Source organism: Neobacillus mesonae, assembly GCF_023715155.1.
Taxonomy (GTDB): Bacteria; Bacillota; Bacilli; order Bacillales; family Cytobacillaceae; genus Neobacillus; species Neobacillus mesonae_A.
The window spans coordinates 192,624-213,254 of sequence record NZ_JAMBNQ010000004.1 but is presented as its reverse complement, the minus strand read 5'-3'; the positions used below and the strand labels follow the sequence as shown (position 1 = coordinate 213,254).

At 39.0% G+C, this 20,631-nt stretch carries 26 protein-coding genes and 1 other annotated feature; of the genes, 14 read left to right on the top strand and 12 right to left on the bottom strand.

Features of this window, described 5'->3' with window-relative positions:
- The coding region (locus M3183_RS06810) for a helix-turn-helix domain-containing protein (RefSeq protein WP_251467851.1) at positions 1 to 505 on the bottom strand (505 nt) is incomplete at its 3' end.
- Positions 506 to 843: 338 nt separating this feature from the next.
- Positions 844 to 984 (bottom strand): hypothetical protein, encoded by a 141-nt coding sequence (locus M3183_RS06805; protein WP_251467849.1) that lies wholly within the window; start codon positions 982 to 984, stop codon positions 844 to 846.
- A 327-nt stretch (positions 985 to 1,311) separates the two neighbouring features.
- Between M3183_RS06805 and M3183_RS06800 the strand changes: the two genes are divergently transcribed.
- The 5 genes from M3183_RS06800 to M3183_RS06780 all read left to right on the top strand — a co-directional run bounded on the left by M3183_RS06800 (position 1,312) and on the right by M3183_RS06780 (position 5,183).
- Positions 1,312 to 2,097, top strand: coding sequence for an ABC transporter ATP-binding protein (locus tag M3183_RS06800; RefSeq protein WP_251467848.1), 786 nt, complete (start codon positions 1,312 to 1,314; stop codon positions 2,095 to 2,097).
- Complete coding sequence (locus M3183_RS06795; RefSeq protein WP_251467845.1) at positions 2,081 to 2,842, top strand: ABC transporter permease; 762 nt, start codon at positions 2,081 to 2,083, stop codon at positions 2,840 to 2,842. Before M3183_RS06800 ends, M3183_RS06795 begins: the two co-directional genes overlap by 17 nt.
- A gap of 25 nt (positions 2,843 to 2,867) precedes the next feature.
- Positions 2,868 to 3,872, top strand: a complete 1,005-nt coding sequence (locus M3183_RS06790; RefSeq protein WP_251467844.1) for an ABC transporter substrate-binding protein — start codon at positions 2,868 to 2,870, stop codon at positions 3,870 to 3,872.
- A gap of 172 nt (positions 3,873 to 4,044) precedes the next feature.
- Entirely contained in the window at positions 4,045 to 4,626 is a 582-nt protein-coding gene (locus M3183_RS06785; RefSeq protein ID WP_251467843.1) for an SCO family protein, read from the top strand.
- Between the two features lie 80 nt (positions 4,627 to 4,706).
- Positions 4,707 to 5,183 (top strand): GNAT family N-acetyltransferase, encoded by a 477-nt coding sequence (locus M3183_RS06780; protein ID WP_251467842.1) that lies wholly within the window; start codon positions 4,707 to 4,709, stop codon positions 5,181 to 5,183.
- 33 nt (positions 5,184 to 5,216) lie between these two features.
- Here M3183_RS06780 and M3183_RS06775 read toward each other — a convergent pair whose 3' ends face one another.
- Entirely contained in the window at positions 5,217 to 5,729 is a 513-nt protein-coding gene (locus M3183_RS06775) for a gamma carbonic anhydrase family protein (protein ID WP_251467841.1), read from the bottom strand.
- 183 nt (positions 5,730 to 5,912) lie between these two features.
- Positions 5,913 to 6,165 (top strand) — a binding site (T-box leader).
- A 62-nt stretch (positions 6,166 to 6,227) separates the two neighbouring features.
- Between M3183_RS06775 and ilvA the strand changes: the two genes are divergently transcribed.
- Together ilvA and M3183_RS06765 are read left to right on the top strand one after the other, a co-directional pair.
- Complete coding sequence (ilvA, locus tag M3183_RS06770; RefSeq protein WP_251467840.1) at positions 6,228 to 7,493, top strand: threonine ammonia-lyase IlvA; 1,266 nt, start codon at positions 6,228 to 6,230, stop codon at positions 7,491 to 7,493.
- A gap of 239 nt (positions 7,494 to 7,732) precedes the next feature.
- Positions 7,733 to 8,452 carry a YebC/PmpR family DNA-binding transcriptional regulator gene (locus M3183_RS06765; RefSeq protein WP_251467839.1) on the top strand — a complete coding sequence of 240 codons (720 nt, stop codon included), beginning with the start codon at positions 7,733 to 7,735 and terminating at the stop codon, positions 8,450 to 8,452.
- Positions 8,453 to 8,542: 90 nt separating this feature from the next.
- Here the strand turns inward: M3183_RS06765 and M3183_RS06760 are convergent, their stop codons facing one another.
- Positions 8,543 to 9,457, bottom strand: a complete 915-nt coding sequence (locus M3183_RS06760) for a DMT family transporter (protein WP_251467838.1) — start codon at positions 9,455 to 9,457, stop codon at positions 8,543 to 8,545.
- 188 nt (positions 9,458 to 9,645) lie between these two features.
- Here M3183_RS06760 and M3183_RS06755 point away from each other — a divergent pair, with 188 nt between their 5' ends.
- Positions 9,646 to 10,161 (top strand): YbaK/EbsC family protein, encoded by a 516-nt coding sequence (locus tag M3183_RS06755; protein WP_251467837.1) that lies wholly within the window; start codon positions 9,646 to 9,648, stop codon positions 10,159 to 10,161.
- Between the two features lie 260 nt (positions 10,162 to 10,421).
- On the top strand, positions 10,422 to 10,877 hold the full coding sequence (locus tag M3183_RS06750; protein ID WP_251467836.1) for a hypothetical protein: 456 nt from the start codon (positions 10,422 to 10,424) through the stop codon (positions 10,875 to 10,877).
- Between the two features lie 71 nt (positions 10,878 to 10,948).
- Here M3183_RS06750 and M3183_RS06745 read toward each other — a convergent pair whose 3' ends face one another.
- From M3183_RS06745 to M3183_RS06720, 6 genes are all read right to left on the bottom strand, one after another.
- Positions 10,949 to 12,001, bottom strand: coding sequence for a potassium channel family protein (locus M3183_RS06745; protein WP_251467864.1), 1,053 nt, complete (start codon positions 11,999 to 12,001; stop codon positions 10,949 to 10,951).
- A gap of 85 nt (positions 12,002 to 12,086) precedes the next feature.
- Positions 12,087 to 12,704 carry an RraA family protein gene (locus M3183_RS06740; protein WP_251467835.1) on the bottom strand — a complete coding sequence of 206 codons (618 nt, stop codon included), beginning with the start codon at positions 12,702 to 12,704 and terminating at the stop codon, positions 12,087 to 12,089.
- Between the two features lie 93 nt (positions 12,705 to 12,797).
- Positions 12,798 to 13,034, bottom strand: coding sequence for a hypothetical protein (locus M3183_RS06735; RefSeq protein WP_251467834.1), 237 nt, complete (start codon positions 13,032 to 13,034; stop codon positions 12,798 to 12,800).
- A gap of 25 nt (positions 13,035 to 13,059) precedes the next feature.
- Positions 13,060 to 13,299 (bottom strand): hypothetical protein, encoded by a 240-nt coding sequence (locus M3183_RS06730; protein ID WP_396953702.1) that lies wholly within the window; start codon positions 13,297 to 13,299, stop codon positions 13,060 to 13,062.
- 5 nt (positions 13,300 to 13,304) lie between these two features.
- Entirely contained in the window at positions 13,305 to 13,460 is a 156-nt protein-coding gene (locus tag M3183_RS06725) for a hypothetical protein (RefSeq protein ID WP_251467832.1), read from the bottom strand.
- Positions 13,461 to 13,809: 349 nt separating this feature from the next.
- Positions 13,810 to 14,487, bottom strand: coding sequence for an SOS response-associated peptidase (locus tag M3183_RS06720; RefSeq protein ID WP_251467831.1), 678 nt, complete (start codon positions 14,485 to 14,487; stop codon positions 13,810 to 13,812).
- Positions 14,488 to 14,966: 479 nt separating this feature from the next.
- Here M3183_RS06720 and M3183_RS06715 point away from each other — a divergent pair, with 479 nt between their 5' ends.
- From M3183_RS06715 to M3183_RS06705, 3 genes are all read left to right on the top strand, one after another.
- Complete coding sequence (locus M3183_RS06715) at positions 14,967 to 15,683, top strand: TerC family protein (RefSeq protein ID WP_396953704.1); 717 nt, start codon at positions 14,967 to 14,969, stop codon at positions 15,681 to 15,683.
- Between the two features lie 400 nt (positions 15,684 to 16,083).
- A complete protein-coding gene (locus M3183_RS06710) occupies positions 16,084 to 16,629 on the top strand; it encodes a GNAT family N-acetyltransferase (RefSeq protein ID WP_251467829.1) in 546 nt (181 codons plus the stop codon).
- A 59-nt stretch (positions 16,630 to 16,688) separates the two neighbouring features.
- A complete protein-coding gene (locus tag M3183_RS06705) occupies positions 16,689 to 17,096 on the top strand; it encodes a VOC family protein (RefSeq protein ID WP_251467828.1) in 408 nt (135 codons plus the stop codon).
- Between the two features lie 37 nt (positions 17,097 to 17,133).
- On the opposite strand, the gene M3183_RS06700 is transcribed toward M3183_RS06705, so the two are convergent.
- Together M3183_RS06700 and M3183_RS06695 are read right to left on the bottom strand one after the other, a co-directional pair.
- Complete coding sequence (locus tag M3183_RS06700; RefSeq protein WP_251467827.1) at positions 17,134 to 17,529, bottom strand: thiol-disulfide oxidoreductase DCC family protein; 396 nt, start codon at positions 17,527 to 17,529, stop codon at positions 17,134 to 17,136.
- An 11-nt stretch (positions 17,530 to 17,540) separates the two neighbouring features.
- Positions 17,541 to 18,635 (bottom strand): DUF4236 domain-containing protein, encoded by a 1,095-nt coding sequence (locus tag M3183_RS06695; RefSeq protein ID WP_251467826.1) that lies wholly within the window; start codon positions 18,633 to 18,635, stop codon positions 17,541 to 17,543.
- 163 nt (positions 18,636 to 18,798) lie between these two features.
- Between M3183_RS06695 and M3183_RS06690 the strand changes: the two genes are divergently transcribed.
- Positions 18,799 to 19,878 (top strand): NAD(P)H-dependent flavin oxidoreductase, encoded by a 1,080-nt coding sequence (locus tag M3183_RS06690; protein WP_251467825.1) that lies wholly within the window; start codon positions 18,799 to 18,801, stop codon positions 19,876 to 19,878.
- 60 nt (positions 19,879 to 19,938) lie between these two features.
- Entirely contained in the window at positions 19,939 to 20,589 is a 651-nt protein-coding gene (locus M3183_RS06685; protein WP_251467824.1) for a phosphatase PAP2 family protein, read from the top strand.
- The last annotated feature ends 42 nt before the right edge of the window (positions 20,590 to 20,631 follow it).

The window sequence follows — 20,631 nt, the reverse complement described above, 5'->3', positions numbered from 1 at the left end:
CGGTATCCTTGGGTTCCTGAATTAAGGCTTCCAGCTTTTTTAGGTATTCATTTTCAATCCTTAACATACGATTTTCACGCTTCAATATTTCAAGTTCGGAGGATTCCTCTTTTTTCTTCTGTTGATGATCACGTTTAGCAGTCATTTGTATTGGCCTCCCTCTCCGTTTAAACAGAGCTTCAACACCTTTCTCTTCATAAATCCTCTTCCATGCCCAAATTGCACTGGCTGTAGATATATTAAAATGAAGAGCAGTTTCAGGTAATGACGCCCCATTTCTCCCCATCCATTCTAATACTTCCAACTTAAACTTACCATCAAAAACGCTCTTAGTGCTTCGTACATCAAATGCTTTCTCCCCATATTTTTTGTATCGATTTACCCAATTAAGAATAGTTTGCCTACTGCCAATCCCATATTTCTTTGCTAGTCCTCCCAATCCTCCTCCTCCATTTAAATACTCCAATACAATAGTTTCTTTATATTCACTTGTATATTTAACCAAACTAAAAACCCCTTATGCTAGATATTAGTCCAACTTAAGGGGTTCACTTCATATCGTACTTTTTACAGAAATTTTGTTCTTCATAACACCGATGAAAGACAGTATCGTACTTTTTACAGAAATTTTGTCCTTCATAACGCCGATGAAAGACAGTATCGTACTTTTTACTGCAATTTTGTCTTTAAGAGTCCTTATTAAAAACAGTTCAATTCCAAAGCACCAAAAGAACAGTCGCATAGTAAATCTCTATTGGGAAAAAACCTTGCTAAAATAAAACAAAAATGAGGGTTTAACTTTTAGAAGAAACATCCATAAAAAGAAAAAACGCCAAAATGGCGTTAGGAATATTGATTATCTTGCTGATCATTTTGTTGAATCATGTCTTTTACATCTTGAGAAATTTTATCAAAAGTTTGATTCACTCGGTTCATAATATCTTCGTTATTTTGAGGATCCTGCTGATTTGTCTCCTTGTCCATACTTTTCACCTCCATATAAGGATAGAATGTGTAAATCACAAAAAATTTATCCTCCATTATCTGGAAGCATATACCTCTTCTAATTTCTACGTTTGCATGAGGTATAAGTGGAGCGAAAGCCCGTAAAAGTCTAAGTAATTAGAAAAGGAATCTAGCCACCGTTATTTTCGGCAGCCTTTTTATTGTTAATACGATTTTAATGATGTAAATGATTATAAATTTTCAAAAAAACAATTGACATAAAACCAATAAGATTTATAATATATTTAATTGATATTAATCCGATTAAATTAATACGAATTAAGTGATAAGAAGGTGACCCCAAATATGTTTTTAAAAATTCAAGATGTTAATAAGCAATTTGTGAATCAAAAAGAAGCGAGCACTGTGCTTTCAGATATTAATCTTGAAATAAATGAAGGAGAATTTGTATCCATCCTTGGGCCGTCCGGCTGCGGTAAATCGACACTGCTTTCCATTGTCGCGGGATTAACGAAGCCGACCAGCGGAGAAATTTTACTAAATGGCCAGCAAATCACTAAACCAGGTAAAGATCGCGGAATGGTTTTTCAACAAGCGGCATTGTTTCCTTGGATGACGGTGGAAGAGAATGTGATGTTCCCGCTTCGCAAGGAAATGAAAAAGAAGGAAGCGAGAGAGGTTGCGCACCAATTTTTACAAAAGGTGCAATTAAGCAATTATACAAAGCATTCTCCACATGAACTTTCCGGCGGAATGCAGCAGCGTGTGGCGATTGCAAGGGCTTTATCTATGAACCCTAAAGTACTGTTAATGGATGAACCGTTTGGTGCCTTAGATGAGCAAACACGTTCACGGCTGCACCATGAACTAGAAAAAATTTGGCTGGAAACAAAAAAGACGATTTTGTTTGTTACCCATAGTATCAGTGAATCTATTAAACTATCAGACAGAATTATTGTCATGGGCACCCGTCCAGGAGTCATCCTTGAGGATATTAAAGTCCAGATACCAAGACCAAGGGCTAACCATCCGCAAATGACGGCAAAATTAGAGGAAAAGATCATGGGTCTTCTGCAGACCGAGATTGATAAAGTAGTGAAAGAGGAACTTGCATATGCGGCCAACAATTAAACGAATTATTTTCTTTGCAATAATTATACTTGTATGGCAGGGAATAGTCAGAATGCTTGGAATTTCTGCGTCACTCATGCCTGCACCTACAGATGTTTTCGAAGCTCTTGCACAAGGATTTGCTGATAAAACATTAATTTACGATATTCTCGCAAGCTTTCGCCGGCTCGCAATCGGGCTTGTCATTGCGATTGTCCTAGGAGTCGGACTTGGCATTCTGTTAGCGAAAAACAAAACAGCCGATGAGACGCTTGGTACCTTAATATTAGCCCTGCAAAGTGTTCCAAGCATTGTTTGGCTCCCAATTGCCATCATGTGGTTTGGATTAAATGAAAAAGCAGTTACGTTTATTGTCATTCTCGGGGGGACCCTGGTGATGACGATTAATATGAGAATTGGGATTAAAAATGTTTCACCATTATATATTAAAGCAGCACAAACAATGGGTTCGAGGGGATTGGATCTATTTGCAAAAGTTATTTTTCCTGCCTCGGTTCCTTATGCTGTTACTGGTGCAAGACTTGCCTGGGCATTTGCCTGGAGGGCACTGATGGCCGGTGAAATTCTTAGTACTGGGCCAGGCCTCGGTTATACGCTTAAATACGCTTCTGATTTTGGTAATATGAAACTGGTTATCGGGATTATGATTATTATCGGCGTCATTGGAACAATTATGGATATAGTTTTCTTCCAGCGTGTTGAGAAAAACGTTCTGCGCCGCTGGGGATTAGAAACAAATAGCTAAGGATAGACATAAAGGGGAGAATGAGATGAAGAAGAAACTTACAATCATGGGATCAGCTGTTTTACTTGCAGCAGGAATTTTAGCTGGCTGCGGTTCAGACAATGCCAGCACTAGTGCGGATCAAAAAGAGAAAAAAGTGGTAATCGGATACTTTCCAAATATTGACCATGCACCAGCAATGGTTGCAAAAGAAGAAGGCTTATATGAAAAAGAACTAGGTAAGGATGTAAAAGTAGAATACAAAACATTCCCGGATGGCGGTGCATTTATGACAGCGCTGAAAACAGGTGATATTGATGCAGGTTTGGTTGGCCCGGGACCAGTTATGAACAACTTTACAAACGGTGCTGATGTGAAAATTCTTGCAGGTGCATCGTCTGGTGGTACTGCGATTGTGGCAAGCAAAAAAAGCGGTGTAACTAAGGTAGAAGATTTCAAAGGAAAAACTTTTATCACACCAGGCGTTGGCTGTACACATGATGTTCAGATGGAGACATTTTTACAAGATTTCGGAATCTCATCTGCAAGGATTGGCGGGACTCTTAAACATGTAACGGGTAATCCTGCCCAATATGCCGGCATGTTTGAGTCCGGTAAAGTAGACCTTGCAGCTGTTCCAGAACCTTGGGCAACCCAATTAGTGAAGGATACTGGAGCAAAAGTAATTGTTGACAGCACAAAAATTTCTTATGGTCAAACATTGCCAAACACAATTTTGGTAACCAGCGGCAAGAAAATTCAAGACGATAAAGATGTCATCGCAAAAATTGTAAAAGCACAAGAAGAGGCTATTAATTTTATTGAAAAAAATCCTGAAAAAGCGAAAGAAATCACGATTAAGAGCATTAATGATATTACTAAGCAGCAACTTGACAAAGATGTCGTTGACCAAGCATGGAAAAACATTCATTTTACAAGTGATGTAAACAAAGATGTGATTCAAGAGTTTGCCAATTCTTCTGTTGAGCTTAAATTCTTAAAAGAAAAACCTGATTTTGCAGCATTGATTGATACAGAATTTATTGACTAATATCGATTTCAGTAGATAAACCATGATAGCTGCATTTGAACCAAATATCTGCGAATTTGAACCGGATATCAGCGGCTTTCCATACTTTATAATCTGCCATTTTGAATTCATGAATAATAAAACCAAGGTGCTGAGTTAATGCTCAGCACCTTTTCTCTAGGGAGATGTTTTTATGAAAAAAATAATCTTGTTTATGTTTTGTATAGGTCTATTAAGCGCTTGTTCACAGGAAGAGCCAAAGAAGCCCGCTGTTAATTTTCCATTGGAAATGCAGGTTGAAAATTTTGAGGGAACAAATCAAGACGGTAAGCCTATTTCTTTATCGACATTAAAAGGAAAGGTTTGGGTTGCAGATTTTATTTTTACAAACTGTGATACAGTTTGTTCTCCAATGACAGCAAATATGGCGCAGCTTCAGCAAGAATTAGCAGCGGAAAATGTAAAGACAGAGCTGATTTCTTATAGTATTGACCCGGATCATGATCAACCGAAGATATTAAAACAGTATGCCGGCAGTGTGGGTGCTGATTTTTCAAATTGGAACCTTGTTACAGGGTATAAACAGGAGTTTATCGAAAGCTTTGCCAATAAGTCCTTTATGGCACCAGCAGCAAAATTAGAAGGCTCGAACCAATTTGTTCATAGCACAAACTTTTACCTAGTTAATCAAGAAGGAGTAGTGGTACAAAAATATGAGGGGGTCACAAATCCACCGTACGAACAAATTGTTAAAGACGTCAAATCCTTACAATAAGAGTTGAAAAAGGGCGCAATGTTCAAAACATCTATAGGATCCGCTCATATACTAAACCAAATAATCTCCGAGGTGAGTGGATGGATATCAACATTACCAAGTCAAGCATGAGGGAAGCTGAGATATTGTTAAAAATCCAAACGGAGGCTTTTAAGGGGGATTTAAAAAAATATAAGGATTATGATTCAAGTCCTGCTGCCGAATCCTTGGAATTTTTTATATATCGAATGAATCATTCCCTTCATTATACCATTCATATGGATGGGAAAATTGCCGGTGCGATTTGTCTGGTAAAGATGTCAGATACTCATTACTATCTGTTTCGAATCTTTCTTAGCCCGCGTTATCAAAATAGAGGGTTAGGGACGAAGATTATGACTAAGATAGAAAGACAATTTCCAAAGGTCAAAAAGTGGAGTTTGGATACACCAAAGGATAATGTTCGTAATCGACATTTTTACGAAAAATTTGGCTATAAACAAACCGGAGAGGTTAAAGTGAACGAGCGTCTGACTTTAATTCAATACGAGAAAAAGGTGAAACGAAATCCACCCTAGAGAATAGGGTGGATAATTAATGAATAGATTCAATTATTTAAGGATTTCACGATAATCCTTGCCTTTTTGTACATAGGTTTCGCTTGACATTTGGAGCATTTGTAAATCCTTCTCGGTCAGTTCACGAACGACTTTACCTGGAGAACCTAATACGAGAGAACGAGGAGGGATTTTAATGCCGCCGGCAAGCAGCGTGTTTGCACCCACAATACATTCTTCTCCCACTTCCACATTGTCCAATAATGTGGATCCCATGCCGATAATGGAACGGCTGCCCACCTTGCAGCCATGTAATATAGCATTATGGCCAATGGTAACATCATCCCCGATGACAACAGGGAATTTTTCATATAAATGAATCGTCGTATTATCCTGTATACTGCATCTTTCCCCAATCGTAATAGGTCCCTCATCACCACGAAGAACAGCGTTGAACCAGACCGTTGAATCTTTCCCAATATGTACATCCCCAATGATATAGGCACCCGGTGCAACAAACACTGATTCATGAACAGATGGGTTTTTTCCCTTGTATGGAATATTCACTATCCTATCGCTCCCTCAATTATCGAAATTTTATTTATTATTTAATTATAGCAAAAACAGTGAAGACAGACACTAAAAAGAGAAGTCAAAAAATGAAAGCGTTTCACCCAAATCAAAAAATAAGAAATAGTCAAAATATATTGACATGGTCTTTTTTCGGTGTTAATCTTATTAAAAATTAACCTTGAATCGATGAAGAGAAGAGTAGGATTTGCCGCTTGACCAAAGAGAGTCGGCAGTTGGTGAGAGCCGATGTCAGGGGCCTTTCTGAAGATCATCTCTGAGATGTAATGCTGAACACAAGAGTAAGCATTGCCGGGTGAGTCCGCCGTTAATGGAACGCGTATTTCAAATGAAGTACGTTGATCGAGAGCTGCAGCATGCAGGTTTTTTGCTGCGGAAGTAGGGTGGTAACGCGAGCCAACTCGTCCCTATAGTGTATAGGGGCGGGTTTTTTATTGTTTAAAAAGAGCTTTTTTGAAAATGGGAGGAATCAAAATGAGTCAACAAGTTGATAACAAAACATTAAATGTGGAGGATATCATTATTGCGAGCCACACAATTAAGGATGTGATTTCTCCAACGCCTCTGCAATACAATCATCTTTTATCAGAACGATACAATTGTCAAATTTATTTAAAACGTGAAGATATGCAAAGTGTCCGTTCATTTAAAATTCGCGGCGCCTATAACTGCATTAAACAGTTAAGCGAGGAAGAAATGCAACATGGTGTGATTTGTGCCAGCGCCGGAAATCATGCACAAGGGGTAGCTTATTCGTGCCATTTGTTAAAAATTAACGGAAAAATCTTCATGCCAAATACTACACCTAAACAAAAGGTCAATTCGGTTAAGTTTTGGGGCAAAGAAGATGTTGAAATTGTCTTGGTCGGAGATACTTTCGATGATGCCTATGAAAAAGCAATGGAATGCTGCATTAAGGAAAATCGGACTTTCATCCATCCATTTGATGATCCAGCAGTAATGGCTGGTCAAGGAACTGTCGGCGTGGAAGTGCTAAATGACTGCCCGGAAAAGATTGATTACTTATTTGCAGCAATCGGCGGCGGCGGACTGATGGCTGGAACAGGAACTTATATGCGCCATTTTTCTCCGGAAACAAAGTTGATTGGGGTTGAGCCGGCTGGAGCGCCCGGCATGAGTGAATCCTTTAAAAAAGGTGAAGTGGTCCACCTTGATAAAATTGATCCATTTGTGGACGGAGCAGCAGTCAAAACAGTGGGTCAAAAAACATTTGAAATTTGCAAAGACCTTGTAGACGATATTGTTGTGGTGCCGGAAGGAAAGGTATGTACCACACTGCTTTCACTATACAATGAAAATGCTATCGTAGTCGAGCCGACAGGCGCTTTATCAATCGCTGCTTTAGATACATATGCAGACCAAATAAAAGGGAAAACAGTCGTTTGTGTTGTCAGCGGCGGAAATAATGACATTGGCCGGATGCAGGAAATTAAGGAACGGTCCATGATCTATGAAGGATTACAGTATTATTTTCTGCTTCAATTTCCACAGCGTCCTGGAGCATTGCGTGAATTCTTGATGGACGTTCTTGGACCAAACGATGACATCAGCCATTTTGAATATACTAAAAAGAATAACCGTGAAACAGGTCCTGCTTTGGTAGGAATTGAATTGAAAGATCAAGCAGATTACCGGCCTTTGGTTGAACGAATGAAGGCAAAAGGATATATTTACCGGGAAGTTAATAAGGATAAGACATTATTCCAAATGCTTGTTTAATTTATTGTTTAAAGGGCCTTTCATTCTCAAAGGTCCTTTTCTATTTCAAGAATATCTCCAAAGATTTAAATGAGCAGATATGAAAAAACTATCAAGAATAAAGCTTTTTCACTATACTTATGTCCATTTTTTTTTAATCTGGACTTAACAAATGAACCATTTAATGTATAATATTAAATGGTCAAGTATCAACGGATATTTAATTTTACATCGATTCAAATCAGAAAGAGAGTGTTTATATGGGTCGTAAATGGAATAATATTAAGGATAAAAAAGCTGCAAAAGATGCAAACACAAGCCGTATATATGCTAAATTTGGACGTGAAATTTATGTAGTGGCAAGACAAGGCGAGCCAGATCCAGAAGCAAACCAAGCATTAAGATTTGTCCTTGAACGGGCAAAAACGTACAGTGTACCGCGGCACATTATTGACCGTGCGATTGAAAAGGCTAAAGGCGGTTCAGATGAAAACTATGATGAGCTTCGTTATGAAGGTTTTGGACCAAATGGTTCTATGATCATTGTCGATGCATTGACAAACAATGTAAACCGTACAGCATCTGAAGTACGCGCTGCTTTCGGTAAAAATGGCGGAAACATGGGTGTCAGCGGATCTGTTGCTTACATGTTTGATAAAACGGCTGTCATTGGTGTGGAAGGAAAGAACGAAGAAGAGGTTCTTGAATTATTGATGGAAGCAGATGTTGACGTTCGTGATGTTGTAGAAGAGGATGGTCAAGTGATTGTTTATGCAGAACCTGATCAGTTCCATACCGTTCAAGAAACATTAAAAAATGCAGGCATTGAAGAGTTTTCAGTAGCTGAACTTTCTATGCTGCCGCAAAATGAAATCTCTCTTCCAGAAGACGTGGTTCCAAAGTTTGAAAAATTAATTGATGCATTAGAAGATTTAGAAGATGTGCAGCAAGTGTACCACAACGTAGATTTAGGAAAATAATTTGAAAGAGGGTATCTCTCCGGATACCCTCTTGACTTATTTGGGAAGCTATTTTTTCTTTGCCGATAAGTGATTCTTTAATCTGGGAGTTTACTGACTGTTACTGCGGGATAAAATAAATATGGTTGCAATAATAGCTAACGAGCCAATCCATTCAGCCGGGCTGAATGAAACTTGGAGCCAGACCACAGATAAAAAGGCAGCAGACAATGGTTCGGCACAGGATAGCAGACTGGCTTCTGTTGCATGAATGTACTTTAAGCTTTCCATATAACAAAAAAAGGCAATCAGAGTCCCAAGGATGACGACAAATACAACAGCCAAAAAGGAGGAAAGGGACCATGTTCCTTGTACCTTCCATGGCGGGTGGAAGAAGCTGAATCCAATGCCTCCTAATAGCATGCCCCAGCCAACCGTAATAAGGGACCCCCATTTAGACAGCAGTCTGCTTGGATATAACGAATAAAATGCCAATGCAAAGGCTGATAGAATGCCCCAAATAAACGCAGGAAAGGATATAGCCAAAGTGTGGAGATTCCCCTTTGTGACCAATAGGAACGTTCCTGAGACAGCCATTAGAATCACAGTTGTTTCACGTTTTGACGGCAGAGATTTGGTACGTAAACATGTATAACAGACAATGATAACCGGTGCCAAGTACTGAAGAACAGTAGCCGTTGCGGCATTGCCATATTCGATAGATGCAAAATAAGCATATTGGACGCCAAGCATCCCAATTATGCCGAAAAAAATCAGCTGTAAAATATCATGTTTATTTTTCCATACCGCCCAAATATTTTGTCTTCCCATGGTTTGAGTAAATAGCAGCAGCCCCGCTCCAGATACTAACAGTCGAATCGCAACCAGCCAGTTGGTACTAAAGCCATGCTGGTGAAATAAAAATTGTGCAACGGTTCCGGATACTCCCCAGAGGATGGCTGCAGCCAGAACTAATATAATCCCTTTTGTTCTTGGAAAGGGAAGAACAGCCCCATGTGATTCCATTAACAATTCCCCCCAAAAATAAAGCAATACACGCAAAATTATAACATCTTTTCAAACCAGAAAATTAAAAAATAAATTTATTTTTTCAATAAAGTAGATGCTTTACCTCTAAAAAGCATGAAAGTTGTTTATTCATAGAAAATTGTGTATGATTTTCAGCATAAAAGTGTTGGAAAGGATGGAAACTTGTGTCATTAGAAAGTGTAAAAGAACATTTTAAGCAGTGGAATCGGGAACAAGATATTATGGAATTTGAAGTATCAAGTGCTACAGTGGACCTAGCAGCAGATGCTATTGGTGTGGAACCAGCTCGAATTGCCAAGACATTATCCTTCAGAGGAGAAGAAGATCACGCTATTTTAATCGTAGCAGCCGGCGATACAAAAATTGATAATAAAAAATTTCGTCATACCTTTGGGTTTAAAGCGAGAATGCTTTCGCCTGAAGAAGTATTGGAGCAAACAGGACATGCCATCGGCGGTGTCTGCCCGTTTGGTTTAAAAAATAATCTTGATATATATCTTGATATTTCAATGAAACGTTTTGCTGCACTTTTTCCTGCATGCGGCAGTTCAAACTCCGCTATTGAATTAACATGTGATGAATTACAGCAATTCTCTTCTGCCAAAGGATGGGTCGATGTTTGTAAAGGCTGGCAGGAGGATTCGAACAAGGAAGAGGCATTAACAAAGGAAAGGGTATAACGCAGGTTATTTACAAAATGGAAGCTGTTTAGAAAACAGCTTCCATTTTACTTGAAATTTTGGACGCACTTAACAGTTCTCTCTATATTTTTAAGGTGAAGCGGAGATATTAAACATAAAGATATTTTCAGGAGGAATGATTATGACTCAAAAATCGCAAAAATATCTAAGGGAGAACAATAGATACATAAAAATGTTAGAGTGCGCCGGAAGGAACATCACGTCCCCAGAAAAAATAGATGTAAAACGGGTCTAGGCCGATGGATGCTAAGGAAGCGGTGTTTTGGAGTATTGCGCTCCCCGGTTTTGGACAATTTTTAAATGGGAAGTGGCTGAAGGGTTTAATGCTGGTTGGATTGGAATTTCTGATTAATATCCAGGCCAATTTTAATGAAGTGATCATTTCCAGTTTTAATGGGAATATTGATTTAGCCATTCAGCAAACAGATTTTCAATGGCTGATGTTCTATCCATGTTTATATTTTTTCGCCATGTGGGATGCCTTTAAGGATGCGGGTGGTGGAAAAAAAAGAAATGCCTTTCTGCCATTTGCATTTTCCGCTTATTTTGTAACGGTTGGATTAATTTTTTCTACTAAGCTAAAAATTTTTGGTGTATTGTTAGGTCCTATGTGGCTTCCTATGTTGTTTGTCATACCAGGTTTAGGGGTAGGTTTCCTGCTGCAGGCCATATTAAATAGAAAACCCATCACATAAAAACCGACTGGCCATCAGCTGGCAGTCGGTTTTTAGCTTTATTTCCAATAATCTATGTCCTGCAATTACTGCTATTTGTCTTCAGTTTTTCCTGTCAGTTCCTTATAAATGTCCTTATCACAAATAATAAAAAGTTGTGCATCCTCTGGAATGAGGTAATCGAGCTTTTGGTTGATGTGCATATCACCGCTGTCCGCAACTAAGGTAGCGCCCTTGTCCAATAAATCAATAAATGCATCACGATATGTACGCCACTCGGCTTTTTTCGGAATTTCGTACATGGAATCCCCATATTGTGTGCTCATTAATTCAGAATACATATTGGTAACACCATGGGAAAATAAAGAGCGCACAGCTGCATGGGAAATCATTTCATGTGTTGGAATAAACTCATCCACTTTAACATGATCGAATAATGGTAAATGATTCTGATTGACCACCTCTGCCGTTACATGGATCTCCTTGTTATATCGCTGTTCAATTAATGTAATGGCTGTTGCGATTAGCAAAGTTTTGCCGTCGACTAACAGGGGATCCCTGCTGGAAAAGTTATCCTGGGTAATTTGATCAGCAAAGATAATCACCCCTTTTGCTTTAGGGATGTTGGCATCGAGCAATGTCTTTTCATCTGTTGCATTCCCGCGGATATAAAACAGCCTGTCTTCCATCATAGGGGCCTTTGGCAGATCATCGATTATGACGATATCTGTTTTTTGATCTGATTTAAAAATTTCCTGCATCGCCAGTTTGGATTTCTCACTCCAGCCAATCAGAATGATGTGGTCTTTACCAGTAAATTTCATTTTTCCCCCTGCCTTCATCCGGTCGATGTGATGAACGGTTTCAATCAGTTTTCCGAAAAAAACGCTCAAAAGTCCAATCCCTGTTATATAAAGAAGGATGGTATAGGCTTTCCCAAGATTAGTCACCGGTGCATAATCTCCAAATCCTACCGTAGCCAATGTCGTCATTACCCAGTAAATCGAAGTTAAATAGGACTGAAAAGTGTGCGGCTCAATCATATATATTCCAAGTGCGGCTGCTAAAATATATAAAAGAACAAAAGGCACTAAAATTTTTTTTCGCAATTTAACCAAGTAATATAGCCATTTTTTCAAGCGCATTCCCACAGCTGTCATCCTAACTTCTAATCATAAAGTAGTACTATCATTCCCATTTTAGACCAAAAACAAAAGAGGGAGCCAAGCACTATTTGGATAGAAGTTCATTTAAATGTTTGAGTATGGCTTCCCGGTTACCGGAAATTTTTTCTTCACGAATTTGGTCCTTCTTTACTTTTTCTAATGCTTTCGTTAAAATTTCCTGTTCCATGATTTGCGGGACGACTACAACTCCATCAACATCAGCCACAATGAGATCTCCAGGCTGTACAGATACACCGCCGCAGGAAATCGGAATATTTATTTCGCCCAAGCCAGCCTTACCGCTTGCAGCTACAGTAGTTCCTTTAGTGAAAACGGGGAAATTCAAGGCTTTAATTCCAGCAAGATCCCGGATCACCCCATCTACAACAAGGCCTGCGATGCCAAGCGTCTGCATCATCCCCACAACAAAATCGCCGGCAATCGCCCGGTATTCATCACCTTTTGCATCAACCACTAATACTTCACCTGGCTTTGCTTCGCGGATGGCTTTCAGGATGGCAAGATTATCGCCAACAGGAATTTTTACCGTAAATGCCCTCCCGGCTATCTTATATTCCTCTTTCAATGGTTTAATGGCAGGATGAAGATTGTTTAATCCATTCATCGCATCTGAAATACAAGTTGTAGGAATATTGGAAAAACTATTGACGGTCTTGTCCATAAAAAATACCTCCAATTATATGTTTTTTTCTTATTATAACGCCATTTACCTAACGAAGGGAATGAAAAACAGCCGGATATTTATCCGGCTATTCTATAAAACAGAATTATTTTTTCCAGTCCAGCTGTCACTAATATCTGAATCAAAAATATAGCCAATAGGGATAAAAAATGGGGCAAAATCCCCGTTTTGTTCACCATACGCCTGATTTCTTTTATAGGAAACAAATTGGTCAATGAACTGATTAGGACCCATATTTAAAACGGAAGCATGGTCAAATACATTGACTTTCAGATTCCCAAAATTCACCACCATTGGTGCAAAAATCAAATGAACCGCCTCCTTGGAGGAAAATTTAGATGATGCTGTTTTTGGCTGTGTTGCTGTCTGTCACATCAGGGTCGACCACCCATGAAATTGGGATATTCACAGGAGAAATATCACCGTTTTGTTCTCCAACCCCTTGGTTTCGTTTGTAAGAAATAAATTGATCCACAAATTGATTCGGCCCCATATTAATAAAGGAGGCATTATCGATTGCATTCGCCTTAAAACCCAGGAAGTTAAACGCCATTGGTGCAATATTCAAATTCACCACTCCTATTCTTGATGGATGTTCCGCTTTATTTTGATGGTAGGAATATCAATGCTGTCATCTTCAAAAACAATTCCGATTGGATTCATATGAATGACATGATCTGCTATTTGCTGCCCGACTGCTTGATTTTTTTTGCCTGCGACATTCATGTTTGTCAAAAAATTCGCCCCAAAGTTGATGGCGCTTTTATGGTCAGGGGTTCCAATTTTGATGTCATGAATATTCAGTTTAGTGGGGAGGAAATACATGAATGGGACTCCTTTCCTAAATTGAAGGGATCACAAGAACTGGATATTTTAGAAATTAAAAATGATCCAGTGCCTAAGACTGATCAGGGTGCATACGTTTTCCTTATGTATATTCGAAGCATGCCATATTCATTCAGCAAAAAAAGAAAGTGGCGAAATGCCACTTTTAAAAGAAGGAAAAACTTAATGGGTTACTTTAATCTATGAAAAAGCTTGTACGCGGATGTAGTCATCTTGTCCATTTTTACTAAAATGTGCATTAGCATATTTTTTGAATGAGGTGAATGGAATTGTTTTTCGGTGAATTCACGAGGGGAGAAACCTCATATGATTCCATTTGACCTTCATCAAAAGGGACTAAAAATTTCTGTAAGAAACCCGTATCTGAAATAGACGGATTTAACCACGTACTCTCATCATTTGGGTTCAAGATCACGGGCATCCGGTCATGAATTTCGCTCATTAACGAGTTAGGAGCAGTGGTAATGACAGAACATGAGAAAACAGATTGGCCCTCCGGCGATTTCCACTGTTCCCATATTCCTGCCATCGCAAACAAATGATCCGCTTTCAGTTTAATTCTCATGGGTGTCTTCGATTTATCCTCATGGCGTTTCCATTCATAAAAGCTGTCGGCAATAATCAGGCAGCGCTTCTTTTTGAAAGCATGTTTAAAACTTGCTTTTTCAGCAAGGGTTTCGGCACGTGCGTTGATCAGTTTGTTCCCGATGGCAGGGTCCTTTGCCCAGGAAGGAATGAGTCCCCATTTTAAAAATCCCATCCGGTTTGACTTCCCATCATTAATCACAGCCAAAACCATCTGAGAAGGAGCAATATTGTAACTGGGAAAGAAATTTTCTTCATCTAAAAATGCTTGAATATCAAATCGATCAAGTATTTGCTCAATCGGAGCAGTTAATGTAAAACGTCCGCACATATCGTTCACCTCGTATAAGTTTATTTTAACAAATCAACTGAATTTCTCAATGATTTCATCATAGGTTTCCAGTTGTGCTGGCAAACGAGATTAGAAATCCTCATTTTTTCTGATAAAGATATAATAAATTTCATTGAAAAAATTATTTTTGATTTTTGAAACCTTTTAGTCTATATGGACGTATCAATAGTAACTTAAAAATAGGAAGGAGAAGGGTGGCAAAAAGAAAGGAATACACGGATTATTCATATTGTGAGTTTTTATAATGTTAGAAAATATGGAATAATTCTTTTGCTTATTGGAATGGGTGCAGCCCCCGTTTTTCTGTCTGTTAAATTCCATAACTAGTAATCTTGCAAATGATTATCGGGGGAAATTGTGAATTGTGTAACAATTAATAGCTAGTAAAAGGAAGGGGTATATTATTGAACGTTTTAAATGAAATCTGGTCTACCTATGCATCGTTTTTTGATTGGGGGATGTGGGTCGAGGTTTTATCCGATCCTGTATCTTGGGGATACATAGGCACATTGGTAATCTTGGAAGGGCTTCTTTCAGCTGATAATGCGCTGGTGCTTGCTGTCATGGTCAAACATCTTCCGCCAACCCAACGCAAAAAGGCTTTAACATATGGTTTGTTTGGGGCATATATTTTCCGCTTCATATTTATTGGATTAGGGATGCTGCTTATTAAGTTCTGGTGGATTAAGGTCTTAGGAGCTGCCTATCTGGCATGGCTTGTGGTGAAACATTTCTGGTTAGGTGAGAAGGATGAGGATGTTGAAGGAGTAAAAAAGGAAAGCTGGCTTATCCGTACTTTTGGAGTGTTTTGGGGAACGGTTATTTCCGTTGAATTAATGGATATCGCTTTTTCTGCAGATAGTATTTTAGCAGCATTTGCGGTTTCAGAAAAGGTTTGGATTCTTCTGATTGGCGGTATGCTGGGGATTTTAATGATGCGGACAGTGGCCAGGTTCTTCTTGGTCTTAATTGACAAAATTCCAGAACTTGAAAACACGGCATTTATTTTAATCGCGATTATTGCATTAAAGATGTTCGCTAGTGTGTTTGGATTTGAACTCCATCACCTAGTATTTTTCGGAATCTTAATTTTAGCCTTTGCAGCCACGTTCGTGGTTCATAATTTGAATAAGAAAAAATCTGCATCAGAAGTTGCTGCTTCAGAGGATCAGTAATAGTCATCGATAGGCCGCTAATGTTTGTCATTAGCGGCTTTTAATATGTCTGTTTGGTGAAAAAAGAGGAAAATGGGGTTGTTCCAATTTTATCCGCTTCAATCCTTTACCACTTTAAATTATTGAATAATATTTTTAAATATAGTAAAATACAATTGTTTAAATTCTTCTGAGTTTAGACCTCCTAAAGCGGGGTTTTAGCAGACAGCTGTTAATACCTCGATTAACCTTTGGCCATTGGTCAAAGGTCTTTTTTTGCAAAAAAGGCAGGACCATTGGTATCATTTAGTTGTGGCAGTTGGACTACTTTCAGTGGTATTAATCGTTTTTTTTATGGCAGAGCCGCCAATATCTTAGGCAAGTAAGCCTAGGTTTAATGTCAGTACAAAGGGGGACTTTTGTGGAAGTTAAAACCATATCAGAATGGGATGAAAATTTTTGGAGAGAGGCAGCTCCAATTTATGAGCAGGCATTTGCCGGCAAGGGTGCAAAGCCGGAAAAGATCATCCGCAATATGTTTCGGAGCGGCATTTGTTTTTTACATATTGGTTATGCCGGAGATCAAGCAGCTGTTATGGCAATAACCGGAAAATTGAACAGCATTCATGCGCTTTTAATTGATTATTTAGCGGTTCATTCTGATTATCAAAGCCAAGGAATGGGCAAAGAAATGGTCCGGCATATAAAAGAATGGGCTGCTGGAATGGTTGATGGCATTGTCATTGAGGTTGAATCTGACCAGACATCTGAAAATCTGGCAAGGAAACAATTCTGGTTAAAATGCGGATTTCATTTGACGGACTATATTCATCAGTACATTTGGGTGCCTGAGCCATATCAAGCGATGTATTTGGAATTGGCATCCAACACTAATATTCCAAAGGATGGAAAGCAATTATTTAAACAGATTGGAAAGTTTCATGAAGCTTCATTTAAAAAAGTTTAATTCTTTTTTTTTGAAAATGGTAATGTGTAAAAGGTTTAATAAATGAAGGAGTGGTCATCATGCGTGGTCAAGCTGTACCCTATTTGATGTTTAACGGAACTGCAAGGGAAGCATTGGAATACTATCAAAAAATATTCGGCGGAGAATTAGCTGAATTAAAAACATATGGTGATGCAGGTTATCAAACGCCGGAGGCCGAAAAGCGTCTCATTCATGGCCGTTTTCAAAAAGGGGATTTATTCATTATGGTTTCGGATTGTTCTCCGGGATCATCCGTAGTCATCGGAAATCACATTTCATTAGTGCTTGATTTTGAAAGTGAAGAGGAAATTCAGTCGGTTTATGATGCTTTACGGGAAAAAGGGACCGTTCATATGGAATTACAGGAGACTTTCTGGGGTTCGAAATATGCAAAGGTAAAAGATCCATATGGTGTCATTTGGGATTTAAACTATCCAAAGGCATAATTGAAACAGCAGTCCATGAATTCCGGGACTGCTGTTTTTATTCATCCAGAAATCTGCTTTTCCATTCCGGTAATGGAAGCATACAGCTGTTCTTTTTTCCAAACCACTTATAGCGGTTATTAGCGACGATTTTATAAAAAATATCGCGAATGGGCCGGGGGATTATCAAAAAGCCCGCAAACAACTTCCAGCCTCTGTCTAATCTCCTGCAGACACGAAGTGCAGCTGTTGATTCAAGGTATATGGTTTCATTCTCAATTAATACAAAACTGTTTATGCCGCTCGTTAAACCATGCTTTTTTAATAGTTTTTGTCCTGTTTCCCCTTGCAGCGAGGCAAATTTAAAACAGCCATGTGGATCTCTTTTGATAATAAACTGAACACTGCGATTGCAAAGATTGCAGATACCATCAAATAATATAATTCGTTCCATATCCCGGCACCTTATTTTAATTCTTCGCCAATGCCGCCGAAGCCCTGCGTTTTTTTGAAATTCATTTTGTGCTGGAAATTAGCCAGAGCCTCAGATGGATCAAGGTTTTCAAAATTAAGCCTGTTGATGGTGATTCGGTCGTATTTTACCGATAGGATGGCGATAGTTTCCCTGTGGCCGGTTGCCTGGTTCAGACGGTCTTCATAGGCAGAGACAAATACATAATTGATGGGCAGTAAGGCTAACATGTCCCTCGCAATCCGTAACGCTGCACTGCAAACGTAATCTTGATAAATATCATAATATGCTGTTTTCGTCAGTGCTTTTTCCGATAATTTACCTGTTTTTGTTAAACTTAAGCTTTTTTCAGGAACAACCGATTTTGCATTTACTTCAAAGGAAACATGCATTTCATTTGGATTATCTGTTCCGAACTCAAAACTGCTTCCAAAGTCTACCAGGTCATCAAGCGGATTAAATTCCTCTATTACTTCCAGATAGGTATCGATATCCCGATTTAGCATTCTTCCAGCAATCTCATGCATATGACTAAACCCTTTTAACAGGCTTGTATCCTGCTCTCTTGCCTTTTCAATTTCTTCATAAAGTTTCTGCCTTTTTTGATCATCCCGGTTGAACAGCTTATCCATAACCCCTGGCTGATAGGCTTCAAGCTGCTGTCTTGCGGCTATTGTGCTGGGGCCGTCTTCACCAGGCCGGAAAGGCGGGTCTCGATGATAAACCTCCTGCCAATTGATCGGGTCATCTGATTCATGATGGATGGAACGTATCTGCTCTAATCGATTTTTATATAGTTCAACCTGGAGTCTTGCTTGTTCTGCCTCTTGCAGCTTTTGCCATTCCCGCTGCTGTTTGGCTAATTCATTCCGTCTTTGATATGCGGGTGTTTTATAACTTTTGCTGCCAGATGAAGTTGTATAATATAATCCAGAACCAGGAATTCCAACGGATGTTGTTCTTTTCCCGCTGCTATTGATGGTATATCTTAGTCCGGGAACACCAACACTCAAGCCGACACTTTTTTTACCCACATTCATCCTTATGCCAGGAGCAATTTTAATGCTTTTTCTAAAACGGAAGCCCATTTCAATTCACTCCTTTTCCAGTTATTCTTTACTTAAAATTATTACACTATGGCTCCTTTTTTACAATGGATGGGACCTTTGGGTAGAAAGTTTTGAATATTTAGAGTTACAATATAAGGGTATACAACAAAATGAAAAGTAAATGGCGAAAGGCGGCAGTAATATGTTAAACAATGAATTTACGAAACTATTGAAAATAGATTATCCTATCCTTCAGGCTCCGATGGCGGGTGGAGTAACCACACCTGAATTAGCAGCGGCTGTTTCCAATGCCGGTGGACTCGGCATGATTGGAGCAGGGTATTTGAGTCCGGAACAATTAAAAGTTCAAATACAGAATGTGAAGGCGTTGACAGAAAAACCATTTGGCGTGAACTTGTTTGTCCCGGTTCCCTATTCTGTTGATGAGCAAAAAGTCCAATCTTCAAAAGAAATGTTAAAACAGATCGAAGCGGAACTTGGAATCGATGAAAATAGTTCATCCTTTTCAAATTATGAGAAGGACACAGAAACCTTTCAGCGAATGGTGAATATAGTGATTGATGAAAAGGTTCCGATTTGTTCCTTTACTTTCGGTATTCCTTCCGAAGACATCAGAACCAAATTGAAGAAAAATTCGTCTATTATTATTGGAACCGCAACCACCGTTCAAGAGGCGATTTGGAATGAAGAGGCAGGGATGGATGCGGTTGTAGTACAGGGCTCTGAAGCGGGCGGGCACCGCGGCACTTTTAGCGGTGAAGACCAGCAAAGTTTGATTGGTCTCATGTCACTTATCCCTCAGTCAGCCGATTATATCTCCATTCCAATCATTGCTGCCGGAGGGATTATGGATGGCAGGGGGTTATTAGCTGCCCAATTTTTAGGAGCTCAAGCTGTTCAAATGGGAACTGCATTTCTTGTGTGTGAAGAAAGCGGTGCGAATCAACTTCATAAAGAGGCAATTCTTAAAGCGAAAGAAGATCAGGTCGTCATGACAAAGACTTTTTCAGGTAAAATGGCCAGAGGTGTGAAGAACCGTTTTATAGAAAAACTTCATGCAAACGAAGACCATCTGCCAGATTATCCTGTTCAAAACGCATTAACCAAATCCATCAGAAAAGCAGCTGCCCAAAGCAAAAATCCGGATTATATGTCACTATGGTCTGGTCAGAGTCCAAGAATGGCGTCACAGACAACGGCAGGGCAGCTTATTGAAAACATCGTAAACGAATCTTTGAAATTAAAAAACACATTTTCATAATGTTTATCAAAATTCTAGTAAGCTTTCTTTTTTAGGTTGATGGAGGAGGGAGGGGATTATTTGAAGGTTTATTTAAAAAGGGCTCCCTACTTATTATTTTTGCTGATCATTCCGGTTTTAGGCTTGATATACCAGCTGCTGAATGAACGATCACATAAGGCAGTGGATTTCATCTCACCCATCGACCAATCGATTCCTTTTGTGCCAATTTTTATCATTCCCTATATTCTTTGGTATGCGTATATTTTCTGTTATTTGGTTTATTTTTGCTTTAAAGATCCTAAAGTTTATCTTAAAACTTTAACCCTGATTGCTGCAGGAGAAATGATGTGCTTTGTCATTTATTTCTTTTTCCAAACGACAGTTCCGAGGCCTGCCGTTATGGGGGATGATATCATCTCAATGATGGTCCAATTCGTTTATACCCATGATCAGCCATACAATTGTTTTCCAAGCATTCATGTCCTAACCACATTTGCTATCATGCTGGCATCGATTCATATTAAAAATAAACATATGATCAATACGATTATGCTTCATATTGGCGGTACTCTTATCATTATTTCAACTTTATTTGTCAAGCAGCATGTCATTTTTGATATGATTGGTTCCATGTTTCTTGTAGCCTTTTTATACGGATTATCGTTTGAATTATTCTCTATCCGTGTTCCCAAAAAATCAGAAACAGTATATGTGAAAAATAAGGGATAGTGTAGAAAAAAAGGTCAGATGCCATGGGGATGGCTCTGACCT

Excerpts from the sequence above, each read along its gene's own strand:
- M3183_RS06805 (WP_251467849.1), bottom strand. The coding sequence starts at position 984 with ATGGACAAGGAGACAAATCAGCAGGATCCTCAAAATAACGAAGATATT.
- M3183_RS06800 (WP_251467848.1), top strand. The coding sequence starts at position 1,312 with ATGTTTTTAAAAATTCAAGATGTTAATAAGCAATTTGTGAATCAAAAA.
- M3183_RS06795 (WP_251467845.1), top strand. The coding sequence starts at position 2,081 with ATGCGGCCAACAATTAAACGAATTATTTTCTTTGCAATAATTATACTT.
- M3183_RS06790 (WP_251467844.1), top strand. The coding sequence starts at position 2,868 with ATGAAGAAGAAACTTACAATCATGGGATCAGCTGTTTTACTTGCAGCA.
- M3183_RS06785 (WP_251467843.1), top strand. The coding sequence starts at position 4,045 with ATGAAAAAAATAATCTTGTTTATGTTTTGTATAGGTCTATTAAGCGCT.
- M3183_RS06780 (WP_251467842.1), top strand. The coding sequence starts at position 4,707 with ATGGATATCAACATTACCAAGTCAAGCATGAGGGAAGCTGAGATATTG.
- ilvA (WP_251467840.1), top strand. The coding sequence starts at position 6,228 with ATGAGTCAACAAGTTGATAACAAAACATTAAATGTGGAGGATATCATT.
- M3183_RS06765 (WP_251467839.1), top strand. The coding sequence starts at position 7,733 with ATGGGTCGTAAATGGAATAATATTAAGGATAAAAAAGCTGCAAAAGAT.
- M3183_RS06760 (WP_251467838.1), bottom strand. The coding sequence starts at position 9,457 with ATGGAATCACATGGGGCTGTTCTTCCCTTTCCAAGAACAAAAGGGATT.
- M3183_RS06750 (WP_251467836.1), top strand. The coding sequence starts at position 10,422 with ATGGATGCTAAGGAAGCGGTGTTTTGGAGTATTGCGCTCCCCGGTTTT.
- M3183_RS06745 (WP_251467864.1), bottom strand. The coding sequence starts at position 12,001 with ATGCGCTTGAAAAAATGGCTATATTACTTGGTTAAATTGCGAAAAAAA.
- M3183_RS06740 (WP_251467835.1), bottom strand. The coding sequence starts at position 12,704 with ATGGACAAGACCGTCAATAGTTTTTCCAATATTCCTACAACTTGTATT.
- M3183_RS06720 (WP_251467831.1), bottom strand. The coding sequence starts at position 14,487 with ATGTGCGGACGTTTTACATTAACTGCTCCGATTGAGCAAATACTTGAT.
- M3183_RS06715 (WP_396953704.1), top strand. The coding sequence starts at position 14,967 with ATGTGGGTCGAGGTTTTATCCGATCCTGTATCTTGGGGATACATAGGC.
- M3183_RS06705 (WP_251467828.1), top strand. The coding sequence starts at position 16,689 with ATGCGTGGTCAAGCTGTACCCTATTTGATGTTTAACGGAACTGCAAGG.
- M3183_RS06700 (WP_251467827.1), bottom strand. The coding sequence starts at position 17,529 with ATGGAACGAATTATATTATTTGATGGTATCTGCAATCTTTGCAATCGC.
- M3183_RS06695 (WP_251467826.1), bottom strand. The coding sequence starts at position 18,635 with ATGGGCTTCCGTTTTAGAAAAAGCATTAAAATTGCTCCTGGCATAAGG.
- M3183_RS06690 (WP_251467825.1), top strand. The coding sequence starts at position 18,799 with ATGTTAAACAATGAATTTACGAAACTATTGAAAATAGATTATCCTATC.